This is a genomic window from Microbispora hainanensis (genome assembly GCF_036186745.1).
Lineage (GTDB): Bacteria > Actinomycetota > Actinomycetes > Streptosporangiales > Streptosporangiaceae > Microbispora.
On the sequence record NZ_CP108086.1, the window covers coordinates 2102504 to 2119962 of the forward strand.

The window sequence follows — 17459 nt, forward strand, 5'->3', positions numbered from 1 at the left end:
CGACCTGATCACGCAGGTCAGCGGCTCTTCGGTGGCGGTGGAGGTGGGATTTGAACCCACGGTAGGTTGCCCTACACACGCTTTCGAGGCGTGCGCCCTCGGCCACTAGGCGACTCCACCGCGCAGCAGCTTACCGGACGAACACCACTGCGCGTGCATCCGTTTTCTTCCGCCCGCCGGATCAGGCGCGGCGGTCCGAAAAGAACTCGGTCAGCACGGCCGCGCACTCGCCCGCGAGCACGCCCATGACCACCTCGGGACGGTGGTTGAGCCTGCGGTCCCGCAGCACGTCCCACAGCGATCCGGCGGCCCCGGCCTTCTCGTCCACCGCGCCGTACACGACGCGGTCCACCCGGGCGAGGACGGCGGCTCCGGCGCACATCGTGCAGGGTTCCAGGGTCACGACGAGCGTGCAGCCCGTCAGCCGCCAGTCGCCGGTCCGCGCCGCGGCCGCGCGCAGGGCGAGCACCTCGGCGTGGGCCGTGGGGTCGGCGCTCGCCTCGCGGTCGTTGCCCGCCACCGCGAGCACCTCTCCCGGCTCCCCGGAGCCGGGCCGCTGCGGGCCCAGCACGACGGCGCCGACCGGCACCTCGCCGCGCCCGCCCGCCCGTACGGCCTCCGCGAGCGCCAGCCGCATGGCGGCCTCGTACGCGCCGGGCGGCGAGGCGGTCACCGCAGCCGGTCGAGCTCGTCGGCGAAGCCGAGCCGTTCGGCGATGAGGGAGAGGATGTCGGCGGGCAGCACGCCCTCTTCCATGCTGAGCTCCACGAGCTCCTCCGCGCTCAGCGAGAAGTCGGCGAGCAGCTCCAGGTCGCCGACCGGGCGGATGCCGAGGTCGGGCGCGTCCTTGTCGACCACGACGCCGGCCAGCTCGGCGAAGATCTCGCCCAGGGGGTCGTTCTGCACGGCGTGCGCGTCGGAGATGAACACCCGGGGGTCGAGGTCGTCCTCATAACGGATGATCGCGAACCACTCGTCCTCGACCTCCACGCACAGCAGCGCGAGCTCCTCGCCGCTGAGCCCGAGGGCCTCCTGCAGGGCGTCGCTCAGGTCGTCGGCGATCTCGGCCTCGCCGAGATCGACCTCGGCACCGGCCCAGCGGCCGTCGATGCGGGCGAAACCGGCGGAGAAAAGGTTGGATCTGGAGGGCATTGCCGTCTCCCCAGGTCAGCCGATGGCGGCGTCGACGGCGCGTTCGAATGGCTGGGAGAAGCCCAGCCGCGCGGCGATGCTGGACAGGACCTCATCGGGCAGCAGATCGAGGTCGCCGGACAGCGCGCCCAGCTCCATCTCGTCGAGCCCGAGGTCGGCGAAGATGGACAGGTCCCCGGCGGGAAGGACGCTGTCGAGCTCCTCCTCCTCGGGGACGGGCACGTCGAGGTATTCGAGCACCTGCTGCGCAAGCGGCCACTCCCAGGCGGCCGTGATGTCCGAGAGGAAGACGTCCACCTGCTCGCCGAAGACCCGTAACGCCACGAAGAAGTCATCCCCTACGGCGACCATGCCAATCGTGGTTCCCATGCTGGGGGTCTGGCGGAGGGCGTGGATGAGGCCGTCCAGGTCGGAGGTCAGCGCCACCGGGAGCATCTCCGCTTCCCAGTGGTCCTCCTCGCGATAGACAACGATGGCGAAGTCAAGAGTGTCCACGTCTGTCATCGTCTTCCCCACCGCACGGTCTTCACGCAGGCAATGGTCGCAGAATCGGAGTCGCACCGTATGGCGCTCGCTCCAAATCGTGATCAAAGACTCAGCCGGCGTCGAGGCTTTGCCCAGGAGACGGTAACTTCTGTTCCCATGGAGACCCTCGTCGTCGACCACCCGCTCGTCGCACACAAGCTCACCACCCTCCGCGACGTGCGGACCGACTCGCCGACGTTCCGCCGTCTGGCCGACGAGCTGGTCACGCTGCTCGCCTACGAGGCCACCAGAGACGTCCGGGTCACCGACGTGACGGTCGACACACCGCTCGCGACCACCCATGGCGTACGGCTGGCGCGCCCCGCGCCGCTCGTGGTGCCGATCCTGCGCGCAGGGCTGGGGATGCTCGACGGGATGACCCGGCTCCTGCCGACGGCCGAGGTGGGCTTCCTCGGCATGATCCGCGACGAGTCCACGCTGAAGGCCCAGACCTACGCCACGCGGCTGCCGGAGGACCTGTCCGGCCGGCAGTGCTACGTGCTCGACCCGATGCTCGCGACGGGCGGCACCCTGGCCGCGGCGATCAACTTCCTGTTCGACCGCGGCGCGCGGGACGTCACCGCGATCTGCCTGCTGGCCGCGCCCGAGGGCATCGCCTACCTGGACGAGGCGTTCCGCGGCGGCGACCGGCCGATCCGGGTGGTGACGGCCGCCCTCGACGAACGGCTCAACGAGAACGGCTACATCGTGCCCGGCCTCGGCGACGCCGGCGACCGTCTGTACGGCGTCGTCTGACCTCCCGCCACACCGATTCCCTCCGGGGTGATTCCCGGGGGGTCTGATTTCCCTTCCTTTCCACGTGGTCCGTCCACATCCCACCTGTGGTTACACTACGCGCCCGGTAGGGTACTCAGTGTGATGACGACGTCACCTCGCGCTCTCGCGAGCGGCGCGCCACCAGGGAGAGCGATGATCCAGCATCCGGCCGACGAGCCCTACGAAGAGCTCGAGGCCCTGCTCAGGGACGAGTTCGCGGAGGTGCATCCTCCCGCGACGGTGACCCGGTGTGTTCAGGCGGCCCACCACGGCGCCATCGAGGTCACCGGACAGGCGCATCCCGCGCTGGTCGAGCGCATCGCCCGCAAGCATCTGCGGGTCCTGGCGACCGCCGCGGCGGAGCGGGGCTGACCGTCGTCACGATCACGAAAACCCGTTGGCGATTAGCCGCTTTACCAAACGGGGCGTCTGGGTAATGTATTGGTCATGGGAGTGGTGACGGCGGTGCAGGCGAAGAAAGTCATCAAGTGGACGCTCATCGTGTCGGCGGGCTTCTACCTGCTCACAAGACCGATTGACGCGGCTCACACGGTCCATGGGGCCTTCAACGGGATCATCAACGCGGCCGACTCGATGGCGCAGTTCTTCGCAACCCTGACATGAGACTTGTGACCCACGGGGACTCGGCCCCGTCGTCGGTCAACCGTTACCTCCTCCCCCACGAACAGCAAGTCATCATGGTCCGGCGCCACCCCGCCGTCCTCCTGCGCCCTATCGCCGAGATCTTCGGCGGCCTCATCCTCGCCGGAGTCCTCAGCAAGTTCCTGAGCGACAACGGCGCGAGCCAGGCCCTCGCCCTCGTCTGGTGGGCCTGGCTTCTGCTGCTGGTTCGTTTCGTCTGGAAGGTCGCGGAGTGGTCGGTCGACTACTTCGTCGTCACCTCCCAGCGCATGCTTCTCACCACGGGCCTCATCACGCGCAAGGTCGCGATGATGCCCCTGAGCAAGGTCACCGACATGAGCTTCCAGCGCTCGCTCCTCGGCCGCATGCTCGGCTACGGCGAGTTCGTGATGGAGTCGGCCGGCCAGGATCAGGCCCTGCGCACCGTCCCCCACATCCCCTATCCGGAGACCTTGTACCTGGAGGTCTGCCAGATGATCTTCCCCAGCAAGGACGGGGACGACGACTGACCGAAGGCCCTCCGTCCGATATCTCGACACCGTGATCGAACCTTCATCGTCGTGATTCTTGACGGAGGGTTACACGATTCGGTCGCTTCGTGCCATTATGGCGACACTATTGACCCTTCCCCCGCCCTGAGAGATCAGATGCCGAGTCAGGGAACCATCGGCGACCGCGTCCGCGGATTGCGGTTGAGCAGGCGCATGTCACAGGCCCAGTTGGCCGGACCCGACCTGTCGGACAGTTACGTCTCACTCATTGAGTCCGGAAAGCGGACGCCTACGCCCGTCGTCGCCCGGCTGCTCGCCGAGCGGCTCGGTTGCACCACCGAGTTCCTGCTCCACGGGATCGAACCTCGGCAGCGCATCGACACCGAGCTCGGCCTGCGACATGCCGAGCTCGAGCTGTATCACGGCGATCCCACCGTGGCGGCCGACCGCTTCGGGGAGATCGTCAAGGCGGCGGGTGAGGACAACGCCATGCTGGCCGCCCACGCGCGCCTCGGTGTGGCGCGGGCGCTGGAGGCCCAGGGCCGCATCGGCCGGGCCGTCGAGGCGTACGAGCGGCTGCGCCGCGAGGCCGCCGCGCACCCCGAGCGCCTCGCCGACCTGCCGCTGACGGTGGCGCTGTGCCGCTGCTACCAGCGGGCCGGCGACCGGCTGCGGGCGCGCGACCTCGGCGCCCAGGCGCTCGGCCAGATCGACCGGATCGGCGTGATCGAGGGCGAGCTGGCCACGGAGCTGGCGCTGGCGCTGGTGGAGACCGAGACCGGCCTGCCGTACGTCGAGCGGGTGCTCTCGGCCGCGGGCCCGGCGAACGCGACCGACCGCAGCGCGGAGGTCCTCGCGCTGTGGCAGGCCAGCGTCACGGCGGCCGAGGGCGAGGACTCGGCCCTGGCCGTGCAGCTCGCCGAGGACGCCCTCGCGGCGGGCCGCCCGGCGCGGATCGCCGTGCGGCGCGCCCGCATCGCGATGCACTGGGCTCGCATCACCGCGGCGAATCCCGAAGGCGCCGATTTGGACCGAGCCAACGCTCTGGCGCAGTCCGCGGCGGACGTTCTGGCGGGGTTCCCGGCCGAACGGCAGGATCACGCACGGAGCCTCGTAGTGCTGGGTTTCGTACGGTTCCGGACCGGAGACACGGAATCCGCAGCCGAGCTCGCCGGTCAGGCACTGGATCTGTTGGACGGCGCCAAGGGGACCACCGCGGCGACCGCGAACATGATCCTGGCCGAGATCGCCTTGGCACGGTCCGAAGATCCGGCCGCCGCGCTGGACCGCGCGCACGACCTGCTGGACGGCGAGACGCCCGACCGGGAGACCGCCCGGGCCTGGCGCATGCTCGGCGACCTGTGGGGCCAGGCCGGTGCCCTCGACCGGCAGACAGGGGCATATCGTAGAGCCCTGGAAGCGGTCGGAATCCGCGTGAACATACCGGGCTCCATGACCACGACGGTGCTCGCTCGATAGCCTCCCTGGGGCTCCGGACTTGTGCTGGAGGCTCTGGAATAATGAGGGTCTACCACTCATTCCATCATCGGATGATTGGCAACCCAAAGGAGGCTGACGTGAGCCTGCGGACGGCGCAGCGGGCGTCTCTCGTGGACCAGGTGATCGACCAGCTCAAGGAGCAGATCACCTCCGGCTCCTGGCAGATGAATGCCAAGATTCCCACCGAGACGGTGCTCGCCGAGCATCTCGGAGTCGGCAGGAACACGGTGCGTGAGGCGGTCCGCGCGCTGACGCACGCCGGGCTGCTGGAGTGCCGCCAGGGCGACGGCACGTACGTGCGGGCCACCAGCGAGCTGTCGGGTGCGATGGCCAGGCGGCTGCGCGCGGCCGAGCAGCTGGAGATCCTGGAGGTCCGGCGCGCCCTGGAGGTCGAGGCGGCCCGGCTCGCCGCGACCCGGCGGACCGACGAGGACATCGCGTCGATCGAGGCCGCGCTGGCCGAGCGCGAGAAGGCATGGTCGGGCGGCGACCCCGACGCGTTCGTCGAGGCCGACCTCGCCTTCCACGTGGCCGTCGTCGAGGCCACGCACAACAGGGTGCTGATCGACCTCTACATCGACTTCTCCGCGGCGCTGCGGGCGAGCATCGCGGCGGCCGGCGGCTCCCTGGAGCAGAACTACATCCCCCACGACGCGATCGTGCGCGCGATCGTCGCCGGCGACGCCACCGCGGCCGAGCGGGCCGGTCACGCCTGCATGGAGCACATCCTCATCGCCCTCACCGACTCCGCCGCCATCCCCTCCTGAGCCCCCGCCCGGCGGCGAGCGTGCTCAGCCGAGCCGCAGGGACATGACGAGATAGCGGAAGCCGGGGTCCTCGCCCTCGTCGGTGATCAGCGAGGGGCGGGTCGGCGAGTCCATGTGGATGCGCGCCCGCCCGGTCTCGACCCCCGCCAGCCCGTCGAGCAGGAAGTGGGGCTGGAAGGCGATCTGGATGTCCGGGCCCGCCAGCTCGGCCTCGACGACCTCCGCGCCCCTGCCGATGTCGCCGCCCCCGGCCTGGATCAGCACCTGTCCCTGGGAGAACGACAGCCGGACCGCGGCGTTGCGCTCGGCGACCAGCACGACGCGCTTGACGGCCTCCACGAACGGCGCGACCTCCACGTCGGCGTGGTTCGTCCACTCGGAGGTCAGCCGGGACCGGTAGTCGATGAACTGGTCGTCCAGCAGCCGCACGGTCGTCGTGCGTCCCTGGCTCTCGAAACCCGCCACGTTGTCGCCCAGGCCGATCGCCACCTCGCCGCCCCGCAGCGATCGGGCCACCTCGACCAGCACCCGCGCCGGCACGACCACGCCGTGCCGCGCGTCCTGCCGCTCGGGATGCCACAGGAACTCGGCGGCGGCGATGCGGTAGCGGTCGGTCGCGGCCATCGACACCCGCGGCCCCTCGATGTCAACGCGGATGCCGGTCAGCATGGGCAGCGTGTCGTCGCGGCTCGCGGCGGCGGCCACCTGGTTGACCGCGGTGGCGAACGCGCCGCCGCCCACGGCGCCGACCTTCGGCGGCATCGGCGGGATCACGGGGAAGTCCTCGTCGGGCATCGTGATCAGGCCGAACTCCGTGCTGCCGCAGGTGAGCACCGCCTCCGAGCCGCTTCTGACGATCTCGACAGGCCGGGCGGGCAGGCTGCGGGTGATCTCGGCGAGGACCCTGCCGGGGATCAGCACCCGCCCCGGCTCGGCGACATCGGCCTCGACGTCGGCACGGGCCGACACGTCGTAGTCGAAGGCGGACACCCGCAGGTCGTCACCCGCCTCAAGCAGCAGGCCCGCGAGGACGGGCACGGCGGGCCGGGCGGGCAGCACCCGGGCCGCCCACGCCACCGCGTCCGCCAGAACGTCGCGGTTCACCTGGAATTTCATCCCGACCTCCTGCCTGTGCCACAGCTCGCTCCCAAACGTAGCGGGCAGCACCGACAATCCCGGCGGCGCTACTTGCTGTTGAGGAAGGCGAGCACGGCCAGGACCCGGCGGTTGTCGTCGTCGGAGGGCGCGAGGCCCAGCTTGGTGAAGATGCTCGCGGTGTGCTTGCCCACCGCGCTGTCGCTGAGGAACAGCCGCTGCGCGATCGCGGCGTTCGATCTGCCCTCGGCCATGAGTTCCAGCACCTCGCGCTCCCGGGGGGTGAGGCGGCCGAGCGGTTCGTTGCGCGCGTTGCTCGCCAGGAGCCGGGCGATCACCTCGGGGTCCATGGCCGTCCCGCCGCCCGCGACCCGGCGTACGGCGTCGACGAACTGCTCGCCGTTGAACACCCGGTCCTTCAGCAGGTAGCCCACGCCGCCGGACCCGTCGGCCAGCAGCTCCCTGGCGTACAGCTGCTCGACGTGCTGGGAGAGCACGAGGACCGGCAGGCCGGGCACCTGCCGCCGCGCGGCCAGCGCGGCCTGCAGCCCCTCGTCGGTGAAGGTCGGCGGGAGCCGTACGTCCACGACGGCGACGTCGGGACGCTCGCCGACCAGGGCGGCGAGCAGCTCGGGGCCGGACTCGACCGCCGCGACCACCTCGAAGCCGTGTGCGCGCAGCAGCGCGACCAGCCCCTCCCTCAGCAGATGGAGGTCTTCGGCCAGCACTACACGCACGCGCCGTTCTCCGTTTCCCTGTTCCGCACCGTCGACGCCAGCGCGATGGCCAGCAGGCCGCCGCCGAGCGCAATCATGCCGACGATGACCGGCCACTGGAAGGGCTCGGGCACGTGCAGGGCCAGGAACCACGACTTCACCGGCGATCCCACCAGCTTGAACACCATCGCGACCAGCCCCTGCGGGAACAGCGGGATCGGCCACAGCACCCAGCACAGGCGCCCGAGCAGGCGCCACGGAGTCGTCGGCGCCGGCCGCTGCCGGAACGCCCGGGGCAGTTCGATGACGGCCGTGGTCGGGCCGCCCACGGGGCTGTTCACCGCGAGGACGCCGTCGAACGCCCCGAGCCTGCGCTCGATGCCGCGCAGGCCGGTGCCGCGCTCGGGATCCGCACCGCCGTGGCCGTCGTCGGTCACCGTCACGCGCAGCGCCGGGCCCTGCGTGCTCAGGTCCACCCACGCCTCGGTCGCGTCGCCGTGCCGGGCGGCGTTGGCCAGCAGCTCGCTGACCGCGAAGTACGCCGCCGACTCCAGCGGCGCGGAGGCGCGCTCGGGCAGGTCGACCGTGACGCGGACGCGCAGCGGGCTGTCCAGGGCGAGGGCGCGTACGGCGTCGCCGAGGCCGCGCTCGGCCAGCACCGGGGGATGGATGCCGCGCACCAGCCGCCGGATCTCCTGCAACGCGGTCGCCGACGCCTCCCTCGCCTTGCCGAGCAGCGCCCGGGTGGCCTGCGGGTCGCTTTCGAGCAGTTGCTCGGCCGCGCCGATCGTCATGCCGATCGCCACCAGGCGGGCCTGGGCGCCGTCGTGCAGATCGCGCTCGATCCGGCGCAGCTCGGCGGCCTGGGAGTCGACCGCCTCGGTGCGGGCGGCGTCGAGGCGGCTGACCCGCTGGGCCAGCCTGGCCTTCTCGGTCGGCCCCAGCAGGGCTGCGGCGAACTGGCCGTGCAGGCGCACGGCCCACGGCGCGTACCAGGGCGCGGCGATCATCGCGAGCAGGATCCAGACCACGCCCATCGCCGCGTTGCCTCCGGCCGCCCACGCGACGCCGTACGCGACCGCGAGCAGCGGTGCGGCGACCACGAAACCGCCGGCCGCCGGCGCGGAGAGCAGGAAGGCGAGGTCGCGCCAGGTGGCGGGGTCCTTGGTCATCCAGTTCCACCGCTTGTTGAAGGCCGGGATCGTGGGCTTCCTGTAGAGGGTGCGGCCGTCGCGATACCAGCCGTCGGCCTGCGGGACCGGCGGGGGCGGCTCGGGCCGGTACGGCTCGTCGATCGCGATGCCCGACCAGCGGGCGGCCAGCACGCGCTGCCGCCGGGTCACGGCCCGCGCGAGCCGTACGGCCGGGGGAAAGACGATCACCAGGCCGATCAGGAAGGTGAGCAGCACCGCGGTCAGCATGGCCAGGCCGGCGGCCAGGCCCAGCAGGGAGAGGCCCGCGAGGGCGGTGCTGCGGGCCAGGGCGGTGAGGGTCGAACGAGGTGCGGCCATGAGTCCAGTCTGGGCGCTGACGCCGGGTGGGCACAGTGGCCGAAGGCGCACGATGGGGGTGGAGGAAAGTGCACCCCCATCGGGTCCACAGCCGCATTCTCCGCGGACCGTCCGATTCCTAGCGTCTTTGCCATGGCAATCATCACCGTGGACCACCTCCGCAAGACGTACGGAACGCGGGTCGCGGTCGAGGACGTGTCGTTCTCCGTGAAGGAGGGCGAGGTCTTCGGCATCGTGGGCCGCAACGGGGCAGGCAAGACGACGACGGTCGAGTGCGTCGCCGGGCTGCGCACCCCCACCGCGGGCACCGTCACCGTGGACGCGGACCTGAAGGAACAGGTCGGCGTACAGCTCCAGGAGTGCTCGCTGCCCGACAAGATCCGGGTCGGGGAGGCGCTGGCGCTCTACGCCTCGTTCTACGCCCGGCCGGCCGACTGGCGGGCCCTGGCCGAGGAGGCCGGCCTCGACCTCCGCGCGCCCTTCGGGAAGCTGTCGGGCGGGCAGCGCCAGCGGCTGTCGGTCGCGCTCGCGCTGGTCGGAAGCCCGCGCATCGCGATACTCGACGAGCTCACCACCGGCCTCGACCCGCGCGCCCGCCGCGAGACCTATGACCTGATCGCCCGGATCAGGGAGCGCGGCGTCACCATCCTGCTGGTGACCCACTTCATGGAGGAGGTGGAGCGCCTGTGCGACCGGGTCGCGGTCATCTCCCGGGGACGGGTGCGGGCGGTGGACACCCCCGAAGGGCTGGTCGCCCGCGCCGGCGGCGAGCAGCGCCTGGTCTTCCACACCGACGAGCCGGTCGACGCCCTGCGCGCACTGCCCGAGGTGGCGTCCGTCACCGTCGCCGACGGCGCGAACGCCCCGGAGGTCACCGTCACCGGCACCGGCGAGCTGCTCAGCGCCGTCACCGCCGTGCTGCCCCCGTCCCGTACGCGTGGCCTGCGCATGGAGCGCACCACCCTCGACGACGCGTTCCTCGTTCTGACCGGCCAGGAGGAGTCATGACGAAAGCATTCGGAAAGCTCGCGGCCGTGGAGGCCCGGCTCTTCCTCCGCGAGCCGATGGCGGTGTTCTTCGCGCTCGTGCTGCCGGTGGGGCTGCTGCTGGCGCTGGGCACGACGATCCCCGCCTTCCGCGAGGCGGATCCCTCGCTGGGCGGGCAGCGGCTGGTGGACGCGCCCTTCACGGCGATGATGGTGCTGCTGTCGGTCGTGACGCTCGGGCTCAGCGTGCTGCCGGCCGGCCTGGTGCTCTACCGGGAGCGCGGCGTGCTGCGGCGGCTGTCCACCACGCCGGTGCGGCCGAGCGCGCTGCTGTCGGCCCAACTGCTGATCAACGTGGTCGTGGCCGTGATCGCCACCACGCTGACGCTGATGCTGGGCCACCTGGTCATCGGGGTGCCGCTGCCGGGCTCGCCCTGGGCGTTCGCGGGCGTCTTCGTCCTCGGCACGCTCACCATCCTCGCCATCGGGCTGCTGCTGTCCGCCGTCGCGCCGAGCTCCCGGGTCGTGCAGGGGGTGGGCGCGGCCCTCATGTTCCCCCTGCTGTTCCTCGCCGGGATGTGGCTGCCCCGGCCGCTGATGCCCGAGGTCCTGCGCCGGATCAGCGACTTCACCCCCACGGGCGCCTTCGGGCAGGGGCTGATGGACACCCTGGGCGGGCACGCCCCCCAGCCGCTCCACCTCGCCGTACTGGCGGGCTGGGCGCTGGCCGCCGGTCTCGCCGCCGCCCGGCTCTTCCGCTGGGAGTAGCCGATGCGGCCCGTACGGCCCGGCGCCTACCTCACAGGTAATCGCCGGGCCGATCGGCGACCGGATAGCGTCCAGGGCGTGACCGTCGCAACGCCCTATCAGCGGTCGTTCGGGGAGCTTTTGCGCCAGTGGCGCGAGCACCGGCGGATGAGCCAGCTCGACCTGTCCAACCGCGCCGAGATCTCCACCCGGCACATCAGCTTCCTGGAGACCGGCCGGGCCACGCCGAGCCGTGACATGGTGCTCCACCTCTCCGAGCACCTCGATCTCCCGCTCCGGGAGCGCAACCACCTGCTGCTGGCCGCGGGATACGCCCCCGTCTATGGCGAGTCTCCGCTCGCCTCGCCGCAGATGGCGGCGGTGTACGACGCGATCAGGCGGCTGTTGTCGGCCCACGATCCCTTTCCCGCCGTGGTGGTGGACCGGCTCTGGAACCTCGTCGACGCCAACGACGGCATCGGGCTGCTGGCGGAGGGCATCGACCCCGACCTGCTGGGCAACGTGCTGCGGGGCAGCCTGCACCCCGAGGGGCTCGCCCCGCACATCGTCAACCTGGGCGAGTGGCGGGCGCACCTGCTCGGCCGGCTGCGGCGGCAGATCACGCTCACCGCCGACCCGCGGCTCGCCGAGCTGTACGCCGAACTGCGCGAATATCCCTGCGACCAGCCCGAACCCGAGGTGGAGCTGCCCGGCCCCGGGGACATCCTCGTGCCGCTCCGGGTGCGGCGGGCCGGGCGGGAGCTGTCGTTCTTCAGCATCGTGGCGACCTTCGGCACCCCGCTCGACATCACGGTCTCCGAGCTGGCCATCGAGTCGTTCTATCCGGCCGACCCCGCGACGGCGGCGTTCCTCCATGGCAGCTCTTCGTGATCGTCCGGAGATCATCCGGCGTCCGTGCGGCGATACGGCCCTGCCACAATTCCCTCAACCAAGATCCAGGGTGAGGAGACCGGGGTGCCCGCACGGGTGCTGACCAACACGTTCCACGTGGACGCCGCGCCGGAGGAGGTCTTCGAGCACCTCACGACGCCCGAGAGTTACATCGGCCTGTCGCCGCTCGTGGTGGCCGTGCGCGACGTCGACCGGTCGGAGCCGGGGGTGGTGCGTTACACCTCGATCGAGCGGTTCCGCTTCCTCGGCCTGAAATACGACAACCCCATCGCCGTCACGCTGCTGACCGAGCGCACGGCCGAGCGACTGTCCGTACGGGGCCAGGTGGACAGCCCCGGCGGCGTGCGGATGGGCTACCGCTTCGACCTGTCGCCGGAGGACGGCGGCACGCGCGTGGACGACCGGCTCGACCTGAGCGCGCCGTGGCTCGTGATCGGCTTCGCGGCGGGCCAGGCGCGGAAGGTGCAGCTCGCCAGGGCCCGCATCCTCGCCGAACGCCTGTCCGGGCGGTCTACCCGCGGTTCGTGAACGACTCCTGCGACCGCCCGCGCCAGATCGGGGTCTGTGCCGCGGATCGCCGCTCCAGCTCCTCGTTGAAGGCCCGGATCTCCGGGACGTCCTCGACGCCGGTGGTGATGATGCCGCAGGTGGTGAGCTCGATGTCGTCGTGCATGCCGTGATGCCGGCGTCCGGCCGCGACAGCCCTGTCACGGTCTCGGTGAGATCTGCCTCACACGATCCTTGCGTGAGAAGCTGGAGTTCCCATTCCGCACGGGAGGTATCACATGCTCGTGCTGGCGCACGTCAGTGACATCCACATCGATGGAAGCGAGCGGAACACCTCGCGTGCCGCCCGCGCGCTCACTTACGCGCGGTCGCTGCGGCCCGACGCGATCGTGCTCACCGGCGACCTCGCGGACCACGGCGCGGTGGAGGAGTACGAGACCGTCCGCGAGCTGATCGCCGGTGACGACGTGCCGCTCGTGCTGTGCCCGGGCAACCACGACACCCGCGGCGACCTCCGCAAGGTCCTGCTGGAGCAGGACGGCGACCGCCCGGTCAACCAGGCGCTCAACCTCGCCCACGCGACGATCGCGCTGTGCGACTCCAGCATCCCCGGCCGCCCCGAGGGCGCGCTGGACGACGACACCCTGGCCTGGCTCGACTCCGTGCTCGCCGCCACACCCGGCGTCCCCGCCTTCGTCGGGATGCACCACCCGGCCGTCGCACTCGGCATCCCGTACGTGGACGGCATCCGGCTCGGGCGGCCGGAGGGGCTGGCGGAGGTGCTGGGCCGCCACCCGCATGTCGTCGCGGTGCTGGCCGGGCACGCCCACACCGCGGCGGCGACGACGTTCGCCGGGCTGCCGCTGCTGGTCGCGCCGGGAGTGGTGAGCACCGCGCTGCTGCCGTCCGAGGCATCGGGGCGTCCTGCGCTCGACTACGACCTGCCTCCGGCCATCGCCCTCCACGTGCTGGACGACGGCCGGATCACCACTCACTATCGCCCGGTTCCCTGATCTTTCACGGAGCCTCGTCGGGGATCCACGAGCCGTGGAACCCGGCCGGCACCCGGCGCGGCAGCCGTACGGACGCCACCCGGGCCAGGTCCGACGCGTCGAGCACCAGCAGCTCGGCACCGTGCTCGGTGGTCGCGATCGACAGCAGCCAGCCCTCGTCCTCGGCCCCGGCGTCCGACGCGGGGACGAACACGGCCTCGCCCGGCGAGCGCTCGCCCGTCTGGTGGGCCCGGCTCGTGCCGTTCGCGGTGTCGTACTTCACGATCGCGTCCTTGCCGACCGCGTAGACATAACGGCTGGTCAGGCCGGTGCGCGTCTCGTTGATCGTGGGAAACTCGACGTCCAGGTCGTCGAGCTGCTCGTCGCGCGCGACGCCGGTGGCGGGGTCGAGCGTCCAGCGGTGCAGGGCCGCGCCCCCGGTGTGGGCGGCCGGGCTGGCCGCGCCGCCGATGGTCGGCCAGAAGCCGCAGAACGCCCCCGGCGAGTAGCGCACCGCGTCGACGACGACGCGCCCGTGGTCGTCCTCGCTCGCGTTGCCCACATGGAAGACGTAGCAGGGGTCGATGTCGAACCACCGCACATCGCCGGTGGCGCGGCTCATCACGCCCAGCCGCGCGCCGTACGCGTCGTCCCACCGGTACGGCATGCCCCGGCCCACCAGGGCGAAGTCGAAGACGACCGGCAGGTCGAGCCACACCACGTGGTGCCGGGTGATCGCGAAGTCGTGGGCCATGGTGGGCCCCGGCACGTCGATCGGCCGGCTCTCCACCAGCTCGCCGCCGGCCGACAGCCGGTGATAGGTGAGGTAGGGCTTGGCCCAGCCGTACCCGAAGAAGTGCAGCTCCCCGGTGATCGGGTCCTCCTTCGGGTGTGCGGTCATCGCGGTGGCCAGCCTCCCCCCGAAGTCGCAGGGGCCGACCGTGTCGAGCTCGGGCGTCATCTCGTACGGCAGGCCGTTCTCCACGAGCGCGAGGATCTTGTCGGCGTGCCGGATCACATGGGTGTTGGCGGGCACGGCCGCGAGGTCCACCCCGCGCTCGTGCACGTACGGCGCGCCGGCGAAGCGCTTGGTGCGGACCCAGCGGTTGCGGTACCACTCGGCCCGCCCGTCGCGCAGCCGGATGCCGTGGATCATGCCGTGGCCGACGAACCAGTGCCCGCCGTCCTCCCCGGGGCGGGGGTTGGGGCCGTTGCGGAAGTAGCGGCCGGTGAGCTCGGGCGGCAGCGTGCCCTCGACGGGCAGGTCGATCGCGTCGATCTCGTCGGGGACGGGAGCGAGGCGGCCGGTCAGGTAGGAGGCGGTCGGCTTCATGGTCGTCGGCTCTGTGGTCGTCTGTGTCGTGGTGGTCGGTGTCGTGGTGGTCGGTGTCGTGGTGGTCGGCTGCGTTGTCATGGCGGGGCTCCGATCAGGCGGCGTAGCGGGCGCGGACGATCTGGGGGTAGCGGATGGTGAACAGCGCGGGGAGCGCGAAGCCGCAGACCTTCACCGCGATGATCGCGACGGTGGCGTGCGGGGCGAAGGCGAACAGCAGGGCGAGGCCGACGGCGTTGAGGGTGAAGCCCACCGCCCACACAGCGGTGATGACGGCGTTGACCCGGTAGAACAGCGGGGTCGCCTGCACCTCTGCCGGGGTCGTCCGGCGGGCGATGCCCAGCGTGAACGGCTTGCGGATCGCCAGCGACCCCCAGGCGGTGAGCGCCAGCCAGGCCACCGAGACGGCCGGGCCGTACTCGCCGAAGGGCGCCGGCATGATCGTGAACGCGGCCAGCGTCAGACCCGCGAAGAACACCCCCGAGCTGAGCTCGATGACCAGCTCGTCCCAGCCGCGCCCGCCCCTGCGGTCGGCGGCGAGCAGCACGAGCGAGACGAGGAGCGCGGCCGTGGCTCCGAGCCTGGCCTCGCCGTTCGTGCTGAGGACGGCGAAGGCGATCCACGGGAGGAAGGTGAGGACGTAGCGAAGCACGGGGGGTTCCTTCATTCGACGTTCCATCAGTGACATGTCGAACGTAGAACCTCCACTAGCGACATGTCAACACAGGAATGTACGATCGGAGCCATGAGCCTTCGTCATGCCATGCTCGGTCTCCTGTCGGCCGGGCCCGCCAGCGGCTACGACCTGCTGAAGACCTTCGAACTGTCGCTGGAGAACGTCTGGCCCGCGACCCAGAGCCAGCTCTACGCCGAGCTGGGCCGGCTGGCCAAGGAAGGGCTGGTGCGGGTCGCGGCGGAGGGCCCGCGCGGGCGCAAGGAATACGAGATCACCGAGGAGGGCCGGGCCGAGCTACGCCACTGGCTGGTCGAGGTGCCGCCCACCATGTCCCGGCGCAGCGACATGCTGCTGCGGGTCTTCTTCCTCGACCAGGTCGGCGCCGACGCCGCCCGCGGCTATCTGGAACGGCTGGCCGAGCGGGCCGTCCACGAGCACGACCAGCTCCTCGGCATCCGCGAGTTCGTCATCGGCCAGGGCGGCGACGCGCTGCGGCTGTACGGCGACATCGCGCTGGAGTGGGGCCTGCGCCTGACCGCCGCGCAGCGCGAATGGGCCGAATGGGCCGCCGCGCGGATGGCGGAGCTGGAACCCGAAAAGGCCGGTCGGCCTCGGGCCGAGTAACGACCTCCGGGCCCGGCGCTATCCCCGAGCCGTCCTCGGGCCCGGGGCCGAGTGACGCCTTCCCGGGCCCCGCGCCGTCCTCGGCCCTCGCGAGGAATCCCGTGCCCACCGCCTCGGCTCTCCTCCCCGGCGACCCGCCTGGGTGACTGCCGGCCTGCGCCGGACGGTGACCGGGCCGCCGGTCCGCGCCCGACGTGGCGTGTGCGCCGCACCCCGAGGACGCCGCCTATCGGGAGGCTTTGCGGAGAGCACCGGGCCCGAGGCCGTCGAGCAGGGCGTCGAGCGCGCGGTCGAAGCGCTCCTGATGGTCCTGCGGGCTGCCGAGCCCGGCGCGCACCGCCTCGGCCAGCACGGGATACTCCCCCGGGTCGAGGCTCTCCATCACACCGGCGACGTCCGGTTCGCCGTGCCCCGGTGTGCTTCCGGCCTCGGCCAGCGTGTGCCCCACCACGAACGTCGCCACCGCGTTGACGAGCCGAAGCCCCTCCAGCGCGCCGAACCCCTCGTCCCGCAGCACGGCCGCCATCCGTTCCACGGTCGCCAGGCCGCCGGGCGCGAGCACCGGCCGGGTGGCGACCAGCGGCAGCAGGGCGGGGTGCGCGAGCAGCTCCCGCCGGATCGCGACCGCGAAGGCGCGCAGCCACTCCCGCCACGGGCCCACCGGCTCCACCGTTACCCGCGAGACCGCCATGTCGATCAGCCCGTCGAGGACGGCGTCCTTGTTCGGCACGTAGTAGTAGAGCGTCATCGCCTCCACGCCCAGCTCCGCGCCGAGCTTGCGCATCGACAGCGCCGCGATGCCCTCCCTGTCGACCAGGGCCAGCGCGGCGGCGAGCACCTTCTCCTTGGACAGTCCCGCTCTCGGCATCGGTCCTCCACTTGACGTCTCTTACGGCGTAAGAATATCGTTCTCTTACGCCGTAAGAAAAGAAGGGGAGCAATCATGAGCACCGCCGCGAAGACCGTCGTCCAGGGCCTGTTCGACGCCATCAACGACCGGAGGCTGGGCGACCTGCGCCGCTACATGACCGACGACGTGATCGACCACAACAAGGTGATCCACGGGGAGCCCGACGAGCCGGGCGCGGCGTTCGACGCGATCGCCCAGCAGCTCGACGCGTTCGACCCCTTCCACCTGAAGGTCGAGGAGATGATCGGCGAGGGCCACCGGGTGACCGCGCGGCTGACGATGACGGGGGTGAACTCCGGCTCCCACCCGCGGATGCCGGAGCCCACCCACCGTTCGTTCACGGTCGAGGCGATCTTCATTCTCACGTTGCGGGAGGGGAAGATCTCCGAGATGCGCGCGGTGAGCGACCGCCTGGGCATGTTCTTCCAGCTCGGCTGGGACTGGCCCGAGGTCGACTGACCTGTGTACGGCCGTCAGGGGCTCGCCGCGGCCCGGCCGCCGAACGACTCGCCGTCCGTGCCAGGCCCGTGGCCCACGGCCTCGATCAGGCCGTCCCGGAGGGTGACGGCGTCGAGCAGCCGGAGACCGTCGAAGAC

The 17459-nt window shown here is 71.4% G+C and carries 23 protein-coding genes and 1 tRNA gene; 13 read left to right on the plus strand and 11 right to left on the minus strand.

Going from position 1 to position 17459, the window contains the following annotated elements; genetic code table 11:
* Positions 1–32: 32 nt before the first annotated feature.
* From OHB01_RS09590 to OHB01_RS09605, 4 genes are all read right to left on the minus strand, one after another.
* Positions 33–120, minus strand: a tRNA-Ser gene (locus OHB01_RS09590).
* A 61-nt stretch (positions 121–181) separates the two neighbouring features.
* On the minus strand, positions 182–637 hold the full coding sequence (gene tadA, locus OHB01_RS09595; protein ID WP_142649629.1) for a tRNA adenosine(34) deaminase TadA: 456 nt from the start codon (positions 635–637) through the stop codon (positions 182–184).
* 32 nt (positions 638–669) lie between these two features.
* Positions 670–1152 carry a tRNA adenosine deaminase-associated protein gene (locus tag OHB01_RS09600; protein WP_142649549.1) on the minus strand — a complete coding sequence of 161 codons (483 nt, stop codon included), beginning with the start codon at positions 1150–1152 and terminating at the stop codon, positions 670–672.
* A gap of 15 nt (positions 1153–1167) precedes the next feature.
* On the minus strand, positions 1168–1656 hold the full coding sequence (locus tag OHB01_RS09605; protein WP_142649550.1) for a tRNA adenosine deaminase-associated protein: 489 nt from the start codon (positions 1654–1656) through the stop codon (positions 1168–1170).
* A 138-nt stretch (positions 1657–1794) separates the two neighbouring features.
* Between OHB01_RS09605 and upp the strand changes: the two genes are divergently transcribed.
* From upp to OHB01_RS09635, 6 genes are all read left to right on the plus strand, one after another.
* Positions 1795–2433 (plus strand): uracil phosphoribosyltransferase, encoded by a 639-nt coding sequence (gene upp / locus OHB01_RS09610; RefSeq protein WP_142649551.1) that lies wholly within the window; start codon positions 1795–1797, stop codon positions 2431–2433.
* Positions 2434–2607: 174 nt separating this feature from the next.
* Positions 2608–2826: a hypothetical protein gene (locus OHB01_RS09615; protein ID WP_142649552.1), complete on the plus strand. Its 219-nt coding sequence runs from the start codon at positions 2608–2610 to the stop codon at positions 2824–2826.
* A gap of 75 nt (positions 2827–2901) precedes the next feature.
* Entirely contained in the window at positions 2902–3078 is a 177-nt protein-coding gene (locus OHB01_RS09620) for a hypothetical protein (RefSeq protein WP_168066201.1), read from the plus strand.
* A complete protein-coding gene (locus tag OHB01_RS09625) occupies positions 3075–3605 on the plus strand; it encodes a PH domain-containing protein (RefSeq protein ID WP_030508643.1) in 531 nt (176 codons plus the stop codon). The genes OHB01_RS09620 and OHB01_RS09625 overlap by 4 nt, the downstream gene beginning before the upstream one ends.
* Before the next feature lie 138 nt (positions 3606–3743).
* Positions 3744–5066 carry a helix-turn-helix domain-containing protein gene (locus tag OHB01_RS09630; protein WP_147943742.1) on the plus strand — a complete coding sequence of 441 codons (1323 nt, stop codon included), beginning with the start codon at positions 3744–3746 and terminating at the stop codon, positions 5064–5066.
* Positions 5067–5164: 98 nt separating this feature from the next.
* Complete coding sequence (locus tag OHB01_RS09635) at positions 5165–5854, plus strand: FadR/GntR family transcriptional regulator (RefSeq protein ID WP_142649554.1); 690 nt, start codon at positions 5165–5167, stop codon at positions 5852–5854.
* A gap of 24 nt (positions 5855–5878) precedes the next feature.
* Here the strand turns inward: OHB01_RS09635 and dnaN are convergent, their stop codons facing one another.
* The 3 genes from dnaN to OHB01_RS09650 all read right to left on the minus strand — a co-directional run bounded on the left by dnaN (position 5879) and on the right by OHB01_RS09650 (position 9176).
* Complete coding sequence (gene dnaN, locus OHB01_RS09640) at positions 5879–6970, minus strand: DNA polymerase III subunit beta (protein WP_328708799.1); 1092 nt, start codon at positions 6968–6970, stop codon at positions 5879–5881.
* Positions 6971–7038: 68 nt separating this feature from the next.
* A complete protein-coding gene (locus OHB01_RS09645) occupies positions 7039–7686 on the minus strand; it encodes a response regulator transcription factor (RefSeq protein ID WP_142649556.1) in 648 nt (215 codons plus the stop codon).
* Complete coding sequence (locus OHB01_RS09650) at positions 7677–9176, minus strand: sensor histidine kinase (RefSeq protein ID WP_328855235.1); 1500 nt, start codon at positions 9174–9176, stop codon at positions 7677–7679. The genes OHB01_RS09645 and OHB01_RS09650 overlap by 10 nt, the downstream gene beginning before the upstream one ends.
* Positions 9177–9308: 132 nt before the next feature.
* Between OHB01_RS09650 and OHB01_RS09655 the strand changes: the two genes are divergently transcribed.
* The 4 genes from OHB01_RS09655 (at position 9309) to OHB01_RS09670 (ending at position 12349) form a co-directional block, all read left to right on the plus strand.
* Complete coding sequence (locus OHB01_RS09655) at positions 9309–10184, plus strand: ABC transporter ATP-binding protein (protein WP_328708797.1); 876 nt, start codon at positions 9309–9311, stop codon at positions 10182–10184.
* A complete protein-coding gene (locus tag OHB01_RS09660; protein ID WP_147943745.1) occupies positions 10181–10930 on the plus strand; it encodes an ABC transporter permease in 750 nt (249 codons plus the stop codon). The genes OHB01_RS09655 and OHB01_RS09660 overlap by 4 nt, the downstream gene beginning before the upstream one ends.
* A gap of 78 nt (positions 10931–11008) precedes the next feature.
* Complete coding sequence (locus OHB01_RS09665) at positions 11009–11800, plus strand: helix-turn-helix domain-containing protein (protein ID WP_260617380.1); 792 nt, start codon at positions 11009–11011, stop codon at positions 11798–11800.
* An 84-nt stretch (positions 11801–11884) separates the two neighbouring features.
* Positions 11885–12349: an SRPBCC family protein gene (locus tag OHB01_RS09670; RefSeq protein ID WP_142649559.1), complete on the plus strand. Its 465-nt coding sequence runs from the start codon at positions 11885–11887 to the stop codon at positions 12347–12349.
* On the opposite strand, the gene OHB01_RS09675 is transcribed toward OHB01_RS09670, so the two are convergent.
* Positions 12333–12494, minus strand: a complete 162-nt coding sequence (locus OHB01_RS09675; protein ID WP_187280670.1) for a hypothetical protein — start codon at positions 12492–12494, stop codon at positions 12333–12335. The two genes, OHB01_RS09670 and OHB01_RS09675, sit on opposite strands and share 17 nt — an antisense overlap.
* Before the next feature lie 112 nt (positions 12495–12606).
* Between OHB01_RS09675 and OHB01_RS09680 the strand changes: the two genes are divergently transcribed.
* Positions 12607–13341: a metallophosphoesterase gene (locus OHB01_RS09680; RefSeq protein ID WP_328708796.1), complete on the plus strand. Its 735-nt coding sequence runs from the start codon at positions 12607–12609 to the stop codon at positions 13339–13341.
* Positions 13342–13345: 4 nt separating this feature from the next.
* On the opposite strand, the gene OHB01_RS09685 is transcribed toward OHB01_RS09680, so the two are convergent.
* Together OHB01_RS09685 and OHB01_RS09690 are read right to left on the minus strand one after the other, a co-directional pair.
* On the minus strand, positions 13346–14734 hold the full coding sequence (locus OHB01_RS09685) for a carotenoid oxygenase family protein (RefSeq protein WP_328855236.1): 1389 nt from the start codon (positions 14732–14734) through the stop codon (positions 13346–13348).
* A 13-nt stretch (positions 14735–14747) separates the two neighbouring features.
* Positions 14748–15320 (minus strand): hypothetical protein, encoded by a 573-nt coding sequence (locus OHB01_RS09690; protein WP_142649562.1) that lies wholly within the window; start codon positions 15318–15320, stop codon positions 14748–14750.
* Positions 15321–15398: 78 nt separating this feature from the next.
* Between OHB01_RS09690 and OHB01_RS09695 the strand changes: the two genes are divergently transcribed.
* Positions 15399–15953 carry a PadR family transcriptional regulator gene (locus OHB01_RS09695; RefSeq protein ID WP_142649563.1) on the plus strand — a complete coding sequence of 185 codons (555 nt, stop codon included), beginning with the start codon at positions 15399–15401 and terminating at the stop codon, positions 15951–15953.
* Between the two features lie 226 nt (positions 15954–16179).
* Here the strand turns inward: OHB01_RS09695 and OHB01_RS09700 are convergent, their stop codons facing one another.
* Positions 16180–16821, minus strand: coding sequence for a TetR/AcrR family transcriptional regulator C-terminal domain-containing protein (locus OHB01_RS09700; RefSeq protein ID WP_142649565.1), 642 nt, complete (start codon positions 16819–16821; stop codon positions 16180–16182).
* A gap of 75 nt (positions 16822–16896) precedes the next feature.
* Between OHB01_RS09700 and OHB01_RS09705 the strand changes: the two genes are divergently transcribed.
* Positions 16897–17322, plus strand: a complete 426-nt coding sequence (locus tag OHB01_RS09705) for an ester cyclase (RefSeq protein ID WP_142649566.1) — start codon at positions 16897–16899, stop codon at positions 17320–17322.
* Positions 17323–17459: the final 137 nt, after the last annotated feature.